18 protein-coding genes, 3 tRNA genes and 1 pseudogene are annotated in these 14,600 nt (G+C 70.2%); 7 read left to right on the top strand and 15 right to left on the bottom strand.

The features are described 5' to 3' along the window. Positions 1-28: 28 nt before the first annotated feature. From rplK to AB0B63_RS03845, 11 genes are all read right to left on the bottom strand, one after another. A complete protein-coding gene (gene rplK / locus AB0B63_RS03895) occupies positions 29-460 on the bottom strand; it encodes a 50S ribosomal protein L11 (protein WP_208568215.1) in 432 nt (143 codons plus the stop codon). Positions 461-642: 182 nt separating this feature from the next. Further along, positions 643-1,365 (bottom strand): transcription termination/antitermination protein NusG, encoded by a 723-nt coding sequence (gene nusG, locus AB0B63_RS03890; RefSeq protein ID WP_219464749.1) that lies wholly within the window; start codon positions 1,363-1,365, stop codon positions 643-645. A gap of 38 nt (positions 1,366-1,403) precedes the next feature. Next, positions 1,404-1,823, bottom strand: a complete 420-nt coding sequence (secE, locus tag AB0B63_RS03885; RefSeq protein WP_219464751.1) for a preprotein translocase subunit SecE — start codon at positions 1,821-1,823, stop codon at positions 1,404-1,406. 213 nt (positions 1,824-2,036) lie between these two features. After that, positions 2,037-2,109 (bottom strand) — tRNA-Trp (locus tag AB0B63_RS03880). A 127-nt stretch (positions 2,110-2,236) separates the two neighbouring features. Next, entirely contained in the window at positions 2,237-2,629 is a 393-nt protein-coding gene (locus tag AB0B63_RS03875; RefSeq protein WP_208568218.1) for a MaoC/PaaZ C-terminal domain-containing protein, read from the bottom strand. 1 nt (position 2,630) lies between these two features. Beyond that, a complete protein-coding gene (locus tag AB0B63_RS03870) occupies positions 2,631-3,077 on the bottom strand; it encodes a MaoC family dehydratase N-terminal domain-containing protein (protein WP_219464755.1) in 447 nt (148 codons plus the stop codon). Positions 3,078-3,209: 132 nt separating this feature from the next. Beyond that, on the bottom strand, positions 3,210-3,377 hold the full coding sequence (gene rpmG / locus AB0B63_RS03865; RefSeq protein ID WP_013288652.1) for a 50S ribosomal protein L33: 168 nt from the start codon (positions 3,375-3,377) through the stop codon (positions 3,210-3,212). Between the two features lie 131 nt (positions 3,378-3,508). Further along, a tRNA-Met gene (locus tag AB0B63_RS03860) sits at positions 3,509-3,581 on the bottom strand. 25 nt (positions 3,582-3,606) lie between these two features. Then, positions 3,607-3,679: transfer RNA gene (locus AB0B63_RS03855), tRNA-Thr, on the bottom strand. 96 nt (positions 3,680-3,775) lie between these two features. Further along, the gene (locus AB0B63_RS03850; protein WP_208568220.1) at positions 3,776-6,295 is read right to left on the bottom strand and encodes a bifunctional diguanylate cyclase/phosphodiesterase; all 2,520 of its coding nucleotides are present in this window, start codon (positions 6,293-6,295) and stop codon (positions 3,776-3,778) included. A gap of 63 nt (positions 6,296-6,358) precedes the next feature. Continuing rightward, positions 6,359-6,505 (bottom strand): hypothetical protein, encoded by a 147-nt coding sequence (locus tag AB0B63_RS03845; protein WP_169733070.1) that lies wholly within the window; start codon positions 6,503-6,505, stop codon positions 6,359-6,361. Between the two features lie 481 nt (positions 6,506-6,986). Here AB0B63_RS03845 and AB0B63_RS03840 point away from each other — a divergent pair, with 481 nt between their 5' ends. From AB0B63_RS03840 to AB0B63_RS03830, 3 genes are all read left to right on the top strand, one after another. Further along, complete coding sequence (locus AB0B63_RS03840) at positions 6,987-7,499, top strand: GyrI-like domain-containing protein (protein ID WP_357014445.1); 513 nt, start codon at positions 6,987-6,989, stop codon at positions 7,497-7,499. Positions 7,500-7,733: 234 nt separating this feature from the next. After that, complete coding sequence (locus AB0B63_RS03835; RefSeq protein ID WP_357014443.1) at positions 7,734-8,252, top strand: hypothetical protein; 519 nt, start codon at positions 7,734-7,736, stop codon at positions 8,250-8,252. A gap of 150 nt (positions 8,253-8,402) precedes the next feature. Continuing rightward, the gene (locus tag AB0B63_RS03830; protein ID WP_357014442.1) at positions 8,403-8,849 is read left to right on the top strand and encodes a hypothetical protein; all 447 of its coding nucleotides are present in this window, start codon (positions 8,403-8,405) and stop codon (positions 8,847-8,849) included. Between the two features lie 174 nt (positions 8,850-9,023). Here the strand turns inward: AB0B63_RS03830 and AB0B63_RS03825 are convergent, their stop codons facing one another. The 3 genes from AB0B63_RS03825 to AB0B63_RS03815 are packed head-to-tail and all read right to left on the bottom strand — an operon-like array spanning position 9,024 to position 10,195. Continuing rightward, positions 9,024-9,566: a DapH/DapD/GlmU-related protein gene (locus AB0B63_RS03825; RefSeq protein ID WP_208568224.1), complete on the bottom strand. Its 543-nt coding sequence runs from the start codon at positions 9,564-9,566 to the stop codon at positions 9,024-9,026. Between the two features lie 49 nt (positions 9,567-9,615). Next, positions 9,616-9,852, bottom strand: coding sequence for a precorrin-4 C11-methyltransferase (locus AB0B63_RS03820; RefSeq protein WP_208568225.1), 237 nt, complete (start codon positions 9,850-9,852; stop codon positions 9,616-9,618). 58 nt (positions 9,853-9,910) lie between these two features. Beyond that, positions 9,911-10,195: a hypothetical protein gene (locus tag AB0B63_RS03815; RefSeq protein ID WP_357014439.1), complete on the bottom strand. Its 285-nt coding sequence runs from the start codon at positions 10,193-10,195 to the stop codon at positions 9,911-9,913. 560 nt (positions 10,196-10,755) lie between these two features. On the opposite strand from AB0B63_RS03815, the gene AB0B63_RS03810 reads away from it, so the two are divergent. From AB0B63_RS03810 to AB0B63_RS03795, 4 genes are all read left to right on the top strand, one after another. Further along, positions 10,756-11,529: a GntR family transcriptional regulator gene (locus AB0B63_RS03810; protein ID WP_357014437.1), complete on the top strand. Its 774-nt coding sequence runs from the start codon at positions 10,756-10,758 to the stop codon at positions 11,527-11,529. A 132-nt stretch (positions 11,530-11,661) separates the two neighbouring features. After that, positions 11,662-12,408: a 2'-5' RNA ligase family protein gene (locus tag AB0B63_RS03805; RefSeq protein WP_357014434.1), complete on the top strand. Its 747-nt coding sequence runs from the start codon at positions 11,662-11,664 to the stop codon at positions 12,406-12,408. 34 nt (positions 12,409-12,442) lie between these two features. Next, the gene (locus AB0B63_RS03800) at positions 12,443-13,300 is read left to right on the top strand and encodes a DMT family transporter (protein ID WP_357014432.1); all 858 of its coding nucleotides are present in this window, start codon (positions 12,443-12,445) and stop codon (positions 13,298-13,300) included. A gap of 136 nt (positions 13,301-13,436) precedes the next feature. Further along, complete coding sequence (locus AB0B63_RS03795) at positions 13,437-14,291, top strand: hypothetical protein (protein WP_357014430.1); 855 nt, start codon at positions 13,437-13,439, stop codon at positions 14,289-14,291. Between the two features lie 225 nt (positions 14,292-14,516). Here AB0B63_RS03795 and AB0B63_RS03790 read toward each other — a convergent pair. Beyond that, positions 14,517-14,600: pseudogene (locus AB0B63_RS03790) on the bottom strand (transposase); the annotation flags it as partial.

Raw genomic sequence — 14,600 nt, 5'->3', positions numbered from 1 at the left:
ACGAACTGATCTTGGGGACCGACCGGGGTCAGTCGTTGACGACGATGCCCATCGACCGGGCGGTGCCGGCGATGATCTTCGCAGCCTGGTCGATGTCGTTGGCGTTGAGGTCGACCATCTTCTTCTCGGCGATCTCGCGCACCTGGGCCTGGCTCACCGAGCCGACCTTCTGGCTCTGCGGCACACCGGAACCCTTGTCGACGCCGGCGGCCTTGAGCAGCAGCCGGGCGGCGGGCGGGGTCTTCAGGACGAAGGTGAAGGACCGGTCCTCGTACACGCTGATCTCGGCGGGGACGATGTCGCCCCGCTGGGCCTCGGTCTGCGCGTTGTAGGACTTGCAGAACTCCATGATGTTCACGCCGTGCTGACCGAGCGCGGGGCCCACCGGCGGAGCCGGAGTCGCCTGGCCCGCCTTCAGCTGAAGCGTGAACGTCTTGACGAGCTTCTTCTTCGGAGGCATGTCACTTCCTGGGGCTTGGAACTGGGAAAGGTGCCGGCCACGGGCGCGCACGGTCAGCGCGGTACCACAGCGACGTTCAAGAGTAGCGCAGCGCCCGACAGCGCCCCGCGCCGAGGTCCGCGCCGGGGGGTAACGACGTCGCCGGCGGCGGGCTGCTGCCCCACCGCCGGCGACGAACGTCGTCAGATCTTGGCGACCTGGTTGAAGTTCAGCTCGACCGGGGTCTCCCGGCCGAAGATCGACACCAGCACCTTGAGCTTCTGCTGGTCGGCGTTGATCTCGCTGATCGTCGCCGGCAGCGAGGCGAACGCCCCGTCGGTGACGGTGACCGAGTCGCCCACCTCGAAGTCGAGGACCCTGATCTCGGGCTTGGCCTTCTTCTGCTCGGTCTCCACCGCCGGAGCCAGCCACTTGAGCACCTCGTCGAGGCTCAACGGTGCCGGCCGGTCGGCCCGGTCGGTCGCCCCCACGAAGCCGGTGACCCCCGGCGTGTTGCGCACACACGAGTAGGACTCCGCGGTCAGCTCCATCCGGACCAGGATGTAACCGGGGAAGACCTTGGCCTGGATCTGGGAACGCTTGCCGTTCTTGACCTCGACCTCTTCCCGGGTCGGCACCTCGACCTGGTAGATGAACTCCTCCATGTCGAGGGAGGTGATCCGGGTCTCGAGGTTGGTCTTGACCTTGTTCTCGTAACCGGCGTACGAGTGCACCACGTACCAGTCGCCGGGCGCGTAGCGCAGCTTCTGGCGCAGCTCGGCGACCGGGTCGTAGTCCTCGTCCGGCTCGGGCTCCGTGGTCGGGAACTCCGGCTCGCTGGCGGCCTCGACCGACTCGTCACTCGCCGCCGTCGCGACCGTGGACTGGTCGTCCGTGGTCCCGGCGGTCTCGTCGTACTCAGGCACGCTTGCTCACTTCCGTCACTATCGGCTCAGTCGGCCGGTCAGCTGGGGCTGCCGAAGACCCACAGCACGCCCTTCGCGAAGGCGAAGTCGAGAAGGCCCACGATCGTCAGCATCACCGCGACGAAGGTGACCACCACGGCGGTGTAGGTCAGCAGTTCCTTGCGGGTCGGCCAGATGACCTTACGCAGCTCGGCGACGACCTCGCGGAAGAAACGCGCGATGCGGGCGAACGGCCCCACCCGGTCGGTCTCGGACCGGGTCTTCGGCTTGCTGTCGGCAGCACCCGCACGGGTCCGCGACCGGGTCGCGGTGCCGCCCCGGGATACCGGCTCGTCCGCGTCGGTGGCGTCGTCGTCGGGGGCGTCGTTGTCGGCGGTCACCTCGTCGACGACCTCGTCGCGCTCGTCGCGCAGACCGTCGTCGCCGGCGTCCTCGCCGCGCCGCTTGCTCTCGGCCACTTCGCCCTCCGTCGCGGGATGTCGGTTCGTACGCCGGGAGGCGTACGCGGCGCTGGTCACGCCGGCCGGACCAACCGTCCCGCGACGGGCCGCGGCCGGCGGACCGGACGAAGGGCCCCGGGTCGCCCCGGAACCACCCCGCCGATGCCACCACCACGGGCCGGACGCCGCCTTGCGGCGGCGCGACCCACGGGAACGGTCAGGCCTGAGGCGCAGGGGTGACAGGACTTGAACCTGCAGCCTGCGGTTTTGGAGACCGCTGCTCTGCCAATTGAGCTACACCCCTGTGCGGCAACGCTCTCCCCACCCGACCTGCACGGCCGGGCAGGGGTCACTTGCCCCACGGCGGACCAGTGTACGGGTAGCGCCCCGACTTTCCCAACCGGTCCCGCCCGGTACGTTTCGACAGGCCGTCAGCCGGCCGTCCGCACGACCGCCCGCGCCTGCGAGAGGATCTTCTCCGCACCGCACCGGGCGGTCACATCGAGCCTGGTCAGCCCGGCTTCGGTGACCTCCTTGACCACCGCGTCCACGGTGATCTCGGTGCCCTCGTCGTCGTCCGGGACGACCACCGGCCGGGTGAAGCGCACCCCGAACTCGACCACCGCGTCGGGTGCGCCGGCCCACTCGGTGACCGCCCGACCGACCAGCGCCATGGTGAACATGCCGTGGGCGATCACCCCGGGCAGACCCACCCTGGTGGCGGTCCGGTCGTTCCAGTGGATCGGGTTGAAGTCGCCCGAGGCGCCCGCGTAGCGGACCAGGTCCGCCCGGGTCACCCGGAACGTCCGGGTCGACAGTTCCACGTCAGGACTCCCCACGTACGACGAGCTTGGACCAGACGGCGACCACCGGCTCACCGGCCGAGGTGGTCACGTCGGTGCGGGTGGTCAGGAAGGCGTGCCCACCCCGGTTGCTGATCTCCTCGATGGTGTTCACGCAGACCAGCTCGTCCCCGGCCACCACCGGCCGGGTGTACGCGAAGCGCTGGTCGCCGTGGACCACCCGGCTGTAGTCGACCCCGAGCGCCGGATCATCGACGATCTGCTGGCTGGCGGCCATGGTGATCAGGACCGGGAAGGTGGGCGGGGCGACCACGTCCGGGTGGCCGAGGGCACGGGCCGCCGCCGGGTCGTGGTGGGCCGGCTCGGTCGCTCCGATGGCGGTGGCGAACTCGCGGATCTTTTCTCGGCCCACCTGGTAGGGGGCGGTCGGCGGATACGTCCGGCCGACGAAGGACGGGTCCAGGGACATGCCGCCGAACCTACACGGGACGCACGAACGCCGACCCGTACGGGCAGGCGGCTGTGAAGGCCGCGCCATCCGTGCGGATCGGCGTCCGGGGTGATCGCTTGCGGACCGGGCCGGCCGGTGGCCGGCCGAGGGTCAGCGGGTCTCGCGGTGGACCGTGTGCTTGCCGTCCCGGGGGCAGAACTTCTTCAGCTCGATGCGGTCCGGGTCGTTACGGCGGTTCTTACGCGTGATGTAGTTGCGCTCTTTGCACTCCACACACGCCAAAGTGATCTTCGGCCGGACATCGGTCGCCTTCGCCACGGCGGAGTGCCTTCCTCGCTACGGATATCAACTACAGCGCATCAGCCTACGCGGACGATGCCTGGACACGCAAAGCGGGCGCCTGTGGCGCCCGTCCCACTCACCACCGGGATGAGCCCGGAGGACGAGAGTAGCGGTGGCCGGAATTGAACCGGCGACACAGCGATTATGAGCCGCTTGCTCTGCCATCTGAGCTACACCGCCGAGGCGGGTCCCAAAGGACCCTCTGAGCCCCCTTACGGAATCGAACCGTAGACCTTCTCCTTACCATGGAGACGCTCTGCCGACTGAGCTAAGGGGGCCTACCCGATCACCCCGGAGGGCGTCGCGCAGGGGATACATTACACGGCACCGCGCCGGGGGTGAAATGGGATCCCCCGATACCGCGTCGGCACAGCTCAGGGCACTACGCGGAGCCTCGGCAGCTCATCCGCGCCGGTCGCCTCCTGGTCCGCCTGGGCACCGAACCAGGCCTCCAACCGCTCGTACGGCAGCGGCCGGCTGAACAGGAAGCCCTGCCCGATCTCGCAGCCGATGTCCTGGAGGAGTTCGAGGGTCAGCTCGCTCTCCACCCCCTCGGCCACCACGGACAGGCCGAACTGCTGGGACAGCGACACCACCGCGTTGACGATCGCCAGGTCCCCGGGGTCGGTCGCCATGCCCTGCACGAACGACTGGTCGACCTTCACCTCGTGCACCGGCAGCCGGCGCAGCTGGGCCAGCGACGAGTTGCCGGTGCCGAAGTCGTCGACCGCCAGCCGGACGCCGAGGTCCCGCAGCCGGCGCAGGGTGGGGATGGGCCGCTCGGTGCCGTCCAGCACCGCCGCCTCCGGGATCTCGACGGTCAGCAGCTGCGGCGGGACGCCGTACTCGGTCAGCAGCTCCCCCACCCGGTCCGGGAAGTGCCGGTCGGTCAGCGAACGGGCGGCGATGTTGACCGCCACCGCCAGCGGCTGCCCGGTGTGGCTCCAGTCCCGGCTGCGGCGCAGCCCCTCGCGTAGGACGAACTCGGTGAGCCGACCCAGCTGGCCGGTGTGCTCGGCCACCGCGACGAAGTCCTCCGGGGAGACCGTGCCGTGCGCCGGGTGCTCCCAGCGGGCCAGGCACTCCACCCCGAGCAGGCGACGGTCCCGCAGGGTCACCTTCGGCTGGAAGTAGACCTCCAGCTCCCCCTCGTCGAGGGCGCGACGCAGGTCACCGGCGAGCCCGAGCCGGCGCAGCGACCGCGACTCCAGCGCCGGGTTGAACAGCTGCACGCTGCCCGGCACCGCCTTGGCCGCGGTGGCCGCCAGGTCGACCCGTTGCAGCAGCACGGCGGCGTCACTGCCGTGATCCGGATGCACGGTCACCCCGACGGCGGTGTCCACGTCGAGGGTGAGCGCGTCGAAGACCATCTCGTCGCGGATCTGCTCGCGGAGCTGGCCGGCCAACTCCAGGGCCGCCTCGGCGTTCTCCAACCGCAGCGTCACCAGGAACTCGTCGCCACCGGCCCGACCCACCAGGGCCGACGACGGGGCGCAGGCGCGCAGGCGCTCGGCCACCTCGACGAGGACCTTGTCCCCCGCCGCGTGCCCCAACGACTCGTTGACCTGCCGCAGCCCGTCCACGTCGAAGAGCAGCACGGCGACCACCTCGCCCGGCGCGCGGATCTTGACCGCCTCGGCCAGCGCGGCGGTGATCCGCCGCCGGTTGGGCAGGCCGGTCAGCGCGTCGTGGTAGGCGTCGTGCCGCAGCCGGTCGACCAACCGGGAATTCTCCAGGGCGACGGCGGCGTGCGCGGCGACGGTCTCGAAGACGGGGATGTCGCTCGTGGTGAAGTGGCCGATGTCGCTGAGCCGGTTGGTCACCTCCAGGGTGCCGATCACCGCCTGGCCGGACCGCAACGGCACCACGATGGCGTCCTTGACCTGCTGGGCGCCCACCTCACGACGCAGTGCGGTGTCGTCGCCGAGCAGCCGGCCGATGGACAGCGTCTTGCCCAGCTCACGGGCCTGTTCCCGGAAGACCGTCGGGGTGGGTGCGACGTCGAGCAGGCCCGGGGTGTCGACCCGGGCGGTCAGCAGCACCTCGGGGTGCCGTCGCTGGGCGGGCAGCCAGAGGGTGGCGTACTCGGCCTGCATCAGGCCCCGTACCCGGTCCAGGAGGATGTCGGCGATCGCCCCCTCGGCGCTGTTGGTGAGCAACCGGGTCAGGTCGTACATGCCGGTGAGGGTGCGGTGCTGCCGGAAGAACTGCGAGTAGGAGCGGTAGACCTGGAACAATGCCGCGAACAACGCGGCCAGCAGCAGCGCCGACCACCAGGTGGTCTTCAACGCGATCAGGACGAGCAGGCCGACCGAGGCGTTGATGGAGGTGGTGAGGAAGACCGACGGCGCGGTACGCAGCGCCTCCCGGCCGGCCTGCCAGCCCTGGAGCAGTACGTGCACCCCGGCCACCGAGAGCAGGCTGACCAGGGTGATGGTGTTGACCGCCAGGAACAGGCTGCCCCAGGTGCCCGGCCCGACCCCCTCGATCGGGGGCAGGGCCAGCAGGAGCAGCCCGGCCAGCGAGGTGGCCGCCGCCGCTTTCGCGACGTTGAACCACAGCTTGGCCGGAGCGAACCGGTGCGACGCGCTCCAGATCAGCACGGAGAGCGTGTAGATCAGCACCACCGTCAACGGTGGCAGGAAGAAGAGCGCGACGACGAGGGGCACCTCGGTCAACGTCACCCCGACCGACTGCCGTCGGACGATCACGTTGAGAACCGGGATGCTGATCCCCGTCATCGCCACGAAGAGCACGAACGCCAGGCCCCACTCCCCGAACTCGGGAAGCAGGACACCGATCGCGGTGCTGAAGACGATGGCCAGCAAGGCTAAGGGGGCGGTGATGAACCAGGCGCGTTCGGTGGACTTACGCCGCTGATCTCGGCTGGCCATGCGCCACCCTCTCCCTGAGAGACGTCACCCCCAGGACACCGGGAGCGGGGACGACGCGGGGGCTTAGCGCGCGCCGCCCATCGTCCAGACGACGTCCGCCATTTGCGCGCTGCCGTCGATGGACTGGACGCCGGCTACGGCGAGTCCACCGAGGATGGTGGCGAGCACGAGGAGCGAGCCAAACAGCCGGCCCAGCCTTCGACCAGACATGATTGCTCCTGTCGAGAGAGTGTTCACGGGGGATGGTGGAGGTTCCACGATCGTGCCACACCTCGGGTACCCAGAAAAGCGGGGAGAGCGGCGCTGGTCCGAGCAGCGGAGAGGTTCCGCCGTTCGGACCACCGCCGTCACCTCCCCGTGCCAGATCAGCGGCACCAGGACGGGTAACAGCCTCCACGAATCGCCCAATGTCACTATCGACGCAAACCCGATCTTTAACGGCGCGGGGCCGTTGCCCGGGCGGCAGGGCGACCGTCGTATTCGAGGGTCGCGACGACTGCTCCCGGAACCGTCACATCGATCACCATAGCTCATTTCGTCAGGTACGGAAGCGGCCTGTCGGGAGTCGACGGACTCCGCACCAGATCAACGACAAAACGCGCTAACGGTGGCGAGCCGGCGCGAGCAGGCGAAACACCCGCCAGAGGCGGTCGGACCCCGTGATGTCGCACCCCGATGGTGTCGTGAATCCATGACATCGCAGACCCCGGTGACGCCGGTGATCGAGGAACGGGCGGTCCAGCCCTACGTGGGGATCCGACGCACGGTGACGATGGGGACCATCGGCGATGCCACGGATGCCCTGTCGGACCTGTTCGGCTGGCTGGCGGCGCAGGGGATCACCCCGGCCGGCCCGGACTTCCTGCGCTACCACGTGATCGACATGGCGCGGGAGCTTGAGGTCGAGGCGGGCGTACCGGTCCCGGCCGACGCGCAGATCACGGTCGAGACGCCCATGCGGACCGGCGTGCTGCCGGCCGGCCGCTACCTCACCACCACCCACGTCGGCGACCCCGACGAACTGGTCGCGGTGACCGGGGCGTTCCTGGAGTGGGCGGAGCGCAACGGGTTGCGCTGGGACGTCAGCGACACCGCAGCGGGTGAGCGCTGGGGCTGCCGGCTGGAAATCTTCCACCTCGGCCCGGACGACGACCCGGACCGGAGCACGTGGCAGACGCAGCTGGCGTTCCGACTGGCGGACTGAGGGTACGGCCGGACCACCGCCCGGCCGCGCCACCGCTCGGCCGGACCACCGCCCGGCCGGGTCACCGCTCGGCCGGGTCACCGCTCGGCCGGGTCACCGCTCGGCCGGGTCACCGCTCGGCCGGGTCACCGCTCGGCCGGGAAGCCGCGCCACCGCGCGACCGCGAACGGTGCGACGGGTTGTCGTGGGCGTTATCCCCGAGACATCGTCGGCCGGACAGCGGACCATGTGCCGATGCGACCCGACGATGCGTTGACCCGCCTCCAGGAGGCCGCCGTCCTGTGGAGCGTCGGGTCGGGCACGCCGGCCGGGGTGATCGGGGCCGCCTGCGACTGCCTGGTGGCCGGTGTGGACACCCCGACACTCCGGATCCTGGCCGGCATTTCGCCCACTCCGGGCAGCGAGAGCGACGAACTGCGTCGGTGGCTCGGCGATGCGCTGGCGGAACTCTCGCTGACCTTCTTCCCGCAGGGCAGCCGGGCGGGTGAGGACGAAGCCGTCCGGATCATGGCCCGCCGGTTGCTCGACCGGACGATCACCGCCCGCGCCCTCACCTCCTGGGCGTACGGGTTCATCACCCGGGACGGGACTCCGCTGGCGGCCGGGCTCATCGACCTTGAGTACGCGTACGAGATCGTCGAGGCCGTCGTCCACGACGGGCAGCCGTACCCGGACGATGCGGCTGCGGGAGTCGATGCGGACGTCGTCGCCGAAGCGCAGCGGCTGATCGGCGGCACAGCGGAGAACGACTGAGCCACCGCCGTCAGCCGAGTTGCCGCCTCGACGTCCGTGGTGTTCCGGCCGCCGGCGACTCCACCCGGCCGTGCTACTCGCACCGGGACCAGGGGATACCTGGGGAGGTTTGGGGGTATGTCGGGGGTTATGGCAGGTCAGAACGGTGCGATGGACGAGGAGCACGCGCGGCCGGCGGGAGTCGACGACGCGACGGTCGAGGCGTTGGGCAAGCTGAGTGAGGCGCTGGAGACGATCCACCGGGTGCGCGGGCACCTCTACTCCGCGCACCAGCTCGTCGGCGGCGCGGATCTCACCCTGGACCAGGTGGTGGAGTTGCTGCGCGGGGCCGGGCACGACGACGTGGCCGACCGGGTCGAACACGAGCTGCTGGGGCGCAACCTGCTGCCCGGCCGGTGGACCTTCCAGATCGTGGAGGAGTTCGACGACGGCTACTACGCCACGTTCCAGGAGATCGAACGGTACGCCCGGGACACGCTGGCCGGCGGCCGGCGGCACCTCTACGAGGCGGAGATGAAGCAGCGGCGGCGTACCCACGGCATGCCCGGCCACGAGGCCACGCCGGAGTCGGCGCGGCCCGACCGCGACGGCCGCTGACCGACCCGGCCGCGACGGGCTGCGTGACGGAACCGACGGCACCGGGCGGAGCGGGACGCACGATCGACTCGGGGGAGACGACGTAGCGGTATCCGGCCAGCCTGAATACCGCCACACCGGCCCCCGGGCGAGGCGGGTGAGGTCACCCCGGCCCACCGGCAAGGCGGGTGGGGGTCACCACTGGCGGCGTACCGTCGCTTTGGGACCGGTGACCAGGGTTGCGGGCGGGATGTCGTCGGCGACCACCGCGCCGGCCGCCACCACGGCGTCCCGGCCGATGCGGACGCCGGGGAGGATCGTCGCGCCGGCCCCGATCCAGACGTTCTCCGCCACGTCGATGGGCGCACCGGTCAGCCACTCCCGCCGCTGCACGGGGTCGACCGGGTGGCCGAGGGTGATGAAGGTGGCCTTCGGGCCGACCATGACGCCCTCGCCGAGCCGGATGCCGGCATAGTCGAGGAACGTGCAGTTCTGGTTGATGAACACCCGCTCCGCGATCTCCAGATTGAGACCGTGATCGGTGTAGAACGGCGGATAGATGGTGACCCGCGCCGGCAGCGGCCGGCCGAGGAGCTGCGCCAACAGCTCCGCCCGGCCGGCCTCGTCGGCGAAGGGCAGCACGTTCAGCCGGGAGGTCAGCTCGGTGGCCCGCAGCACCCTCGCGGCCATCGCCTGGAACTCGGGGCTGTGGATGCGCATGAAGCGGTCGTCGGACATCCCGCGATCCTCGCCGACACCGCCGGCGCCCGACCCTGCGGGCCGACGATCACCGCCCCTCCCCCGCCCGGCCACCCGGTGCCCGCATCAGCCGACGCGCCTGGGTCAGCTCCTCGATGAGCCGGTCGACCTGCCCGAGCGACAGCAACACGGCCTGGGTGGCGCCGTACCGGGTCGCGTCGAGCTTGATCGCCGCCTCGCGCCGGACGAACCGGTCGACGAGCAGTTGCAGGCTCACCCAGCCGGTCCGCTCCCGCCCCACGGTGGCGAGGAACCCCCGGTGCATCGGGTCGTTCGGCCCACACCCCCGGCACCACACCGGACAGACGACCGGTCGACCACCCTCACTCATCGCCGGCCCCCGGACGGCCGTCACCCGGACCGGCGACCCGACCGGCCCCCGGCGGGCCACCGTCACCCCAGCCCGGGTCGTCCTGGTCGGCGGCCTGGGTCAGCAGGTCGCGCAACTGGTCCGCAAGCTCGGCGGCCTGGGGCAGCGACAACTCGGCCCAGGCGTTGCCGGCCCGGCAGGTCGCGTGCACCCCGACGAGCGGCGCACCCGGGACTTCCGCGCTGATGAGGTACGTGACGACGAGGCCACTCGCCCGACTCTCACCGACCCGCAGCATCGGGCCCCGGGTGCCGGCGGGCCATGTGCGGCATCACCGGCGGGACCAGGAAACCGCAGCGCTCGGGGGTACACCACGGCGGGTGGGTGGTGGTCGGCTTACTGGTACGGGTCACCGCCGCCACCGCCCACCGTTACCCCGACGTGCCTGGCCCACCGTCAGCAGCGGGGCACACCGCAGGGTGGGCAGTTCGCGGGTCACCTCGACCGACCACCACGGCGTGGGCAGGGCAGCGGCGTTGGGCGGGCCCGTCGGGGCGCTGTGACGGCCGGGGCGCGACGGTGAGCGCCTTCGAGACCGCCAGGACGAGAACCAACCACATCGACGATCAGTGCCGGACATCACACCTCCACAGGCAACGGGGCGAGGACCCCGGGTTGCTTGGCTGCCAGCGGCATGGCCTGGCCCTCCGAACGACCTGAGTCCAAGACCGGCTCACGACAGGACCGACATTGGCGGCAACTGGCTTAAGCCAGCTTCGATGAAGGGTGGCAGACTGTCAATAGCTGGCTTGAGCCAGTTGCGCTAGCCTGGGTACCACCTTGAGGAGTGGTGATCCGATGAGTGACCAGCAGGAGCGGCAGCCTCCGAGCCGCCGCATCGCCGAGGAACTACGGGCCGCGATCATGCGCGGTGACCTCGGCGACGGCGACCAACTACCTTCCGAACGCGATCTGGCAGCCAGATACGCCACGGCCCGCAACACCGCCCGGGAGGCGTTGGGCATCTTGCAGGCCGAGGGCCTTGCCCAGGCGCAGCACGGCCGAGGCGTGTTCGTACGCCTGCGGCGTCCGCTGATGAGGATGGGTCGGGACCGGTACTCCCGCCGGGCGCGGAACGAGACGGGACTTTCGCCGTTCCGCATCGAGGTTGAGCGGCAGGGACGGACCCCGCACACGGAGTGCCGGTCGGTGACCACCGTGCAGCCGCCAGCCGAGGTCGCCCAGCGGCTGGGGCTCGACGCCGGCCAGGAGGTCATCCGGCGGGAGAACTGGTACTTCGCCGACGAAGAGCCCATGCAGGTCGGCGTGACCTACATCCCGACCACGGTGGTCGAGGGATCACCGCTGGCGACCGAGAAGAAGCTCGGCCGAGGCAGCATCTACCAGCGGTTCGAGGATCTGGGTTACCCGATCGCGCGCATCCGGGAGGAGGTGAGCGCCCGGATGCCGACACCGGAAGAGGTGAAGGGGCTCTCGATCCCGCCGGGCGTACCCGTGATCGAGTTGCTGCACACGAGTCTCGATGGTGATGGACGAGCCTTCGAGGTGACCCGGTTCGTCATGCGCGCCGACGTGAACGGCCTGGACTACGAGATGCCCGTCGAAGACTGACCGCCAGCTCATCAGCCGGGCATCGCCCGGATGCCGGTCTCGTGCTACTGAGGTTTTCACCTGTGCGTGGTGACCCTGGTCGCCAATGCCGTGCCGTACCTGTTGTCCCAGCAGCTCTGACAGGAGTGGGCCGTGGCGCTCACCGACCTTCCACCCGGGCAGCACGCCGATCGGGTCCGTGACCACTGGTGGTGGCGACCCGGCTGGCGCGTCGGCCGGCGCTTCTACGCCTTCCACGTCACCTTCACGGATCAACCCGAGCTGTACCGACTGGCTGACTGTTACCGGTCGGCACTGAGCGCGGCACCTTCCCTGACTCTCATTCCGGATCAGTGGCTGCACCTCACCATGCAGGGCATCGGCTTCACCGACGAGGTTGCCGACGACACCCTGGCCGCGATCATCGAGGAGGCCAGGAAGCAGCTCGTCCGTCTGGGTCCGGTCGATGTCGAGTTCAGTGCGGCCATCGTCGCTGACGAGGCCATCGTCATGCCGGCAACTCCCGCCGAAGCCGTCCAGGAGCTTCGCGCCACCACCCGGGCTGCCCTCGGTCACGTGCTCGGCGACGAGAACGTCCCCGAAGATCCCCGCCGGTACCGCCCGCACGTCAGCGTCGCCTACCTGACCACCGATGGTCCGGCCGCGCCCTACGTCCAGGCCGTCACGGCGACCGAGCCCCGGCCCGCCGCCGTCCGGATCACCCACGTCGACGTCATCGACATGCACCGAGACCGGCAGATGTACGAGTGGTCCTCGATCGCACGGCTACCGCTTGAGGCTTCTGCACGGCACCACAAGTTCGGGGACGCCCTCATTACGCGGCCCGTCATCCCAGCCGACGTGAACGGCCTGAGTTACGGGAAGCCCATTGAGGACTGACCACCGGCGGGTCACCCGGGCAGGTATCGCCCGGGTGGCCGGTCTCGCGCTGCTGTGGGGTTCCGGCTTCCTCTGGATCAAGCTCGCGTTGCGCGGCTTCAACCCGGTACAGATCGTGTTCGCCCGGCTCCTGCTCGGCTTCCTGGTCCTGACCCCGATCGCGCTGTCCCGGGGACTCCGCTTTCCGAGGCAGGGGCAGCTGTGGGGTCACCTGTTCGTCGCGGCCCTGGTCGCCAACGCCGTGCCGTACCTGCTTTTCAGCATCGCGGAGGAGACGATCGGGTCCAACGTGGCGGGGGTGCTGAACGCGACCACACCGCTGTGGACGCTGCTGCTGGCATTCCTCGTCGGCGTCGACCGGGCCGTCACCGTCAAGAAGGCCGCCGGCTTCGCCCTCGGGTTCCTCGGCGTCGTGGTCATCTTCTCGCCGTGGGAATCCGCGAGCGAGATCGCCAGTTGGGGCGGCCTTGCCTGCCTCGCCGCAGCCGCCAGCTACGGGCTTGGCTACGTCTACATGGGCCGCTTCCTGACCGGGCGCGGAATCCCGCCGCTCATGCTGTCGGCCGCTCAGCTCGGCGCGGCCACCGTGCTTCTGGTCCCGGCGCTGCCGTTCGCCGGGTTGGAGTCGCCGGTGTGGCGGATCGACGCGGTGGCGAGCCTGCTCGTCCTCGGGGTACTCGGCACCGGGGCCGCCTATGTCCTGAACTACCGCATCATCGACGACGAGGGGCCGACCGCCGCCTCGGTGGTCACCTACCTGCTGCCCGTCGTCGCCGTGATCCTCGGCTGGGTGATCCTCCGCGAGGCCGTCACGACCGCGATCGTGGCCGGTATCGCCCTGGTGCTCGCCGGGGTCACCCTGACCCGGCGACAGTCCACCGAAATCGGATAACCCGCACGTCACATCGACCGGCGATCCTCGTACCTCGGGTGGTCCGGATGGGCCTGCCCAGTCTCATGGGTCACCGACCCGGAGCCGGTCACCGACGCCACGGATCATCGCCCCCTGAACCGCACGGAGGACGCCGATGCAGGTCACCATGGCAACCAGCCCAGTCAAGCCCGACCAGCCGAACGAGGACTTCGTCGGTGCCGTACCGAATGCCGTCGTCCTGCTCGACGGGGCCGGGCTGGCCGGCACAACCTCGACCTGTTTGCACGGTGTCGCCTGGTACACCCGCCGGCTCGGCGGGGCGCTGCTCGGCCAACTGGCGGCCGACGACGGCCAGGACCTCACCGCCATCCTCGGTCAGGCGATCGCACAGGTTGCCGACGCGCACCGGGACACCTGCCACATCAGCGACCCGAGCAGTCCGTCAGCGACCGTCACCATCTTTCGGACCGACGACGACCGCGCCGATTACCTCGCGCTCGCCGACTCCGTGCTGGTCCTCGACCACGCCGGGGACGTTCCCGAGGTGATCACCGACGGGCGGGTGGACGCCGTCGGCAGCCGCTACCGCGCCGCGATGGACGCCACCCCGAACGGGAGCCCCGAACACGACCAAGCGCTCCGCGAATACATCGAAGCCCTCCGCGCCCACCGCAACCAGCCCGGCGGCTTCTGGGTCGCTGCCGACGACCCGAGGGTGGCGGCGGAAGCGCTGACTGGGAGCCTGCCCGTCTCGGGACTCAGGGGTGCTGTCTTACTCAGTGACGGGGCCAGCCGCATCGTGGACCAGTTCGCCCTGGCAGATTGGCCGGCAGTTCTCGCGCTCATCGCTGCGGAAGGGCCAAGCGGGATCATCCGGCGGGTCCGGACGGCGGAGGCCGGCGATCCGCACGGCAGACGGTGGCCGCGCGCCAAGGCGTACGACGATGCCACACTTGCCGCCTGCACCCGGTTCCCCGCGCGACACGCCCCCGCCGAACCGGGTCGATAATCGTCCCAGCCTCATCGAAGGGGATCAGATGGAGACCTGGCGAGTCCTGGCGGGCGCCGCCATGAGCGCTGCCATGTGCCTCCTCGGCGTCGCACTCGCGACCAACTTTCGTGGCGTGACTGAGCGGCACGTGCGGCGGTCGATGTCCGCCGCGAGCGTGATCCGGCGAGTTCCGCCGTTGCGCCGGCTACCTGACGTCTCGCACGAGAAGCGGCTAGTGCCTCGTCACGCAGCCTTGAACGGGTAATCCGGGTGGCGGATCTTGGAGCCGGTGGCGAATGACGTTTTCGGTTTGGCGCGTTGGTTGCG

Source organism: Micromonospora sp. NPDC049081, from assembly GCF_040648835.1.
In the GTDB taxonomy this organism is placed as follows: domain Bacteria; phylum Actinomycetota; class Actinomycetes; order Mycobacteriales; family Micromonosporaceae; genus Micromonospora; species Micromonospora antibiotica.
The sequence above is the reverse complement of the archived record's forward strand: the minus strand, read 5'-3'. Positions and strand labels throughout refer to the sequence as shown.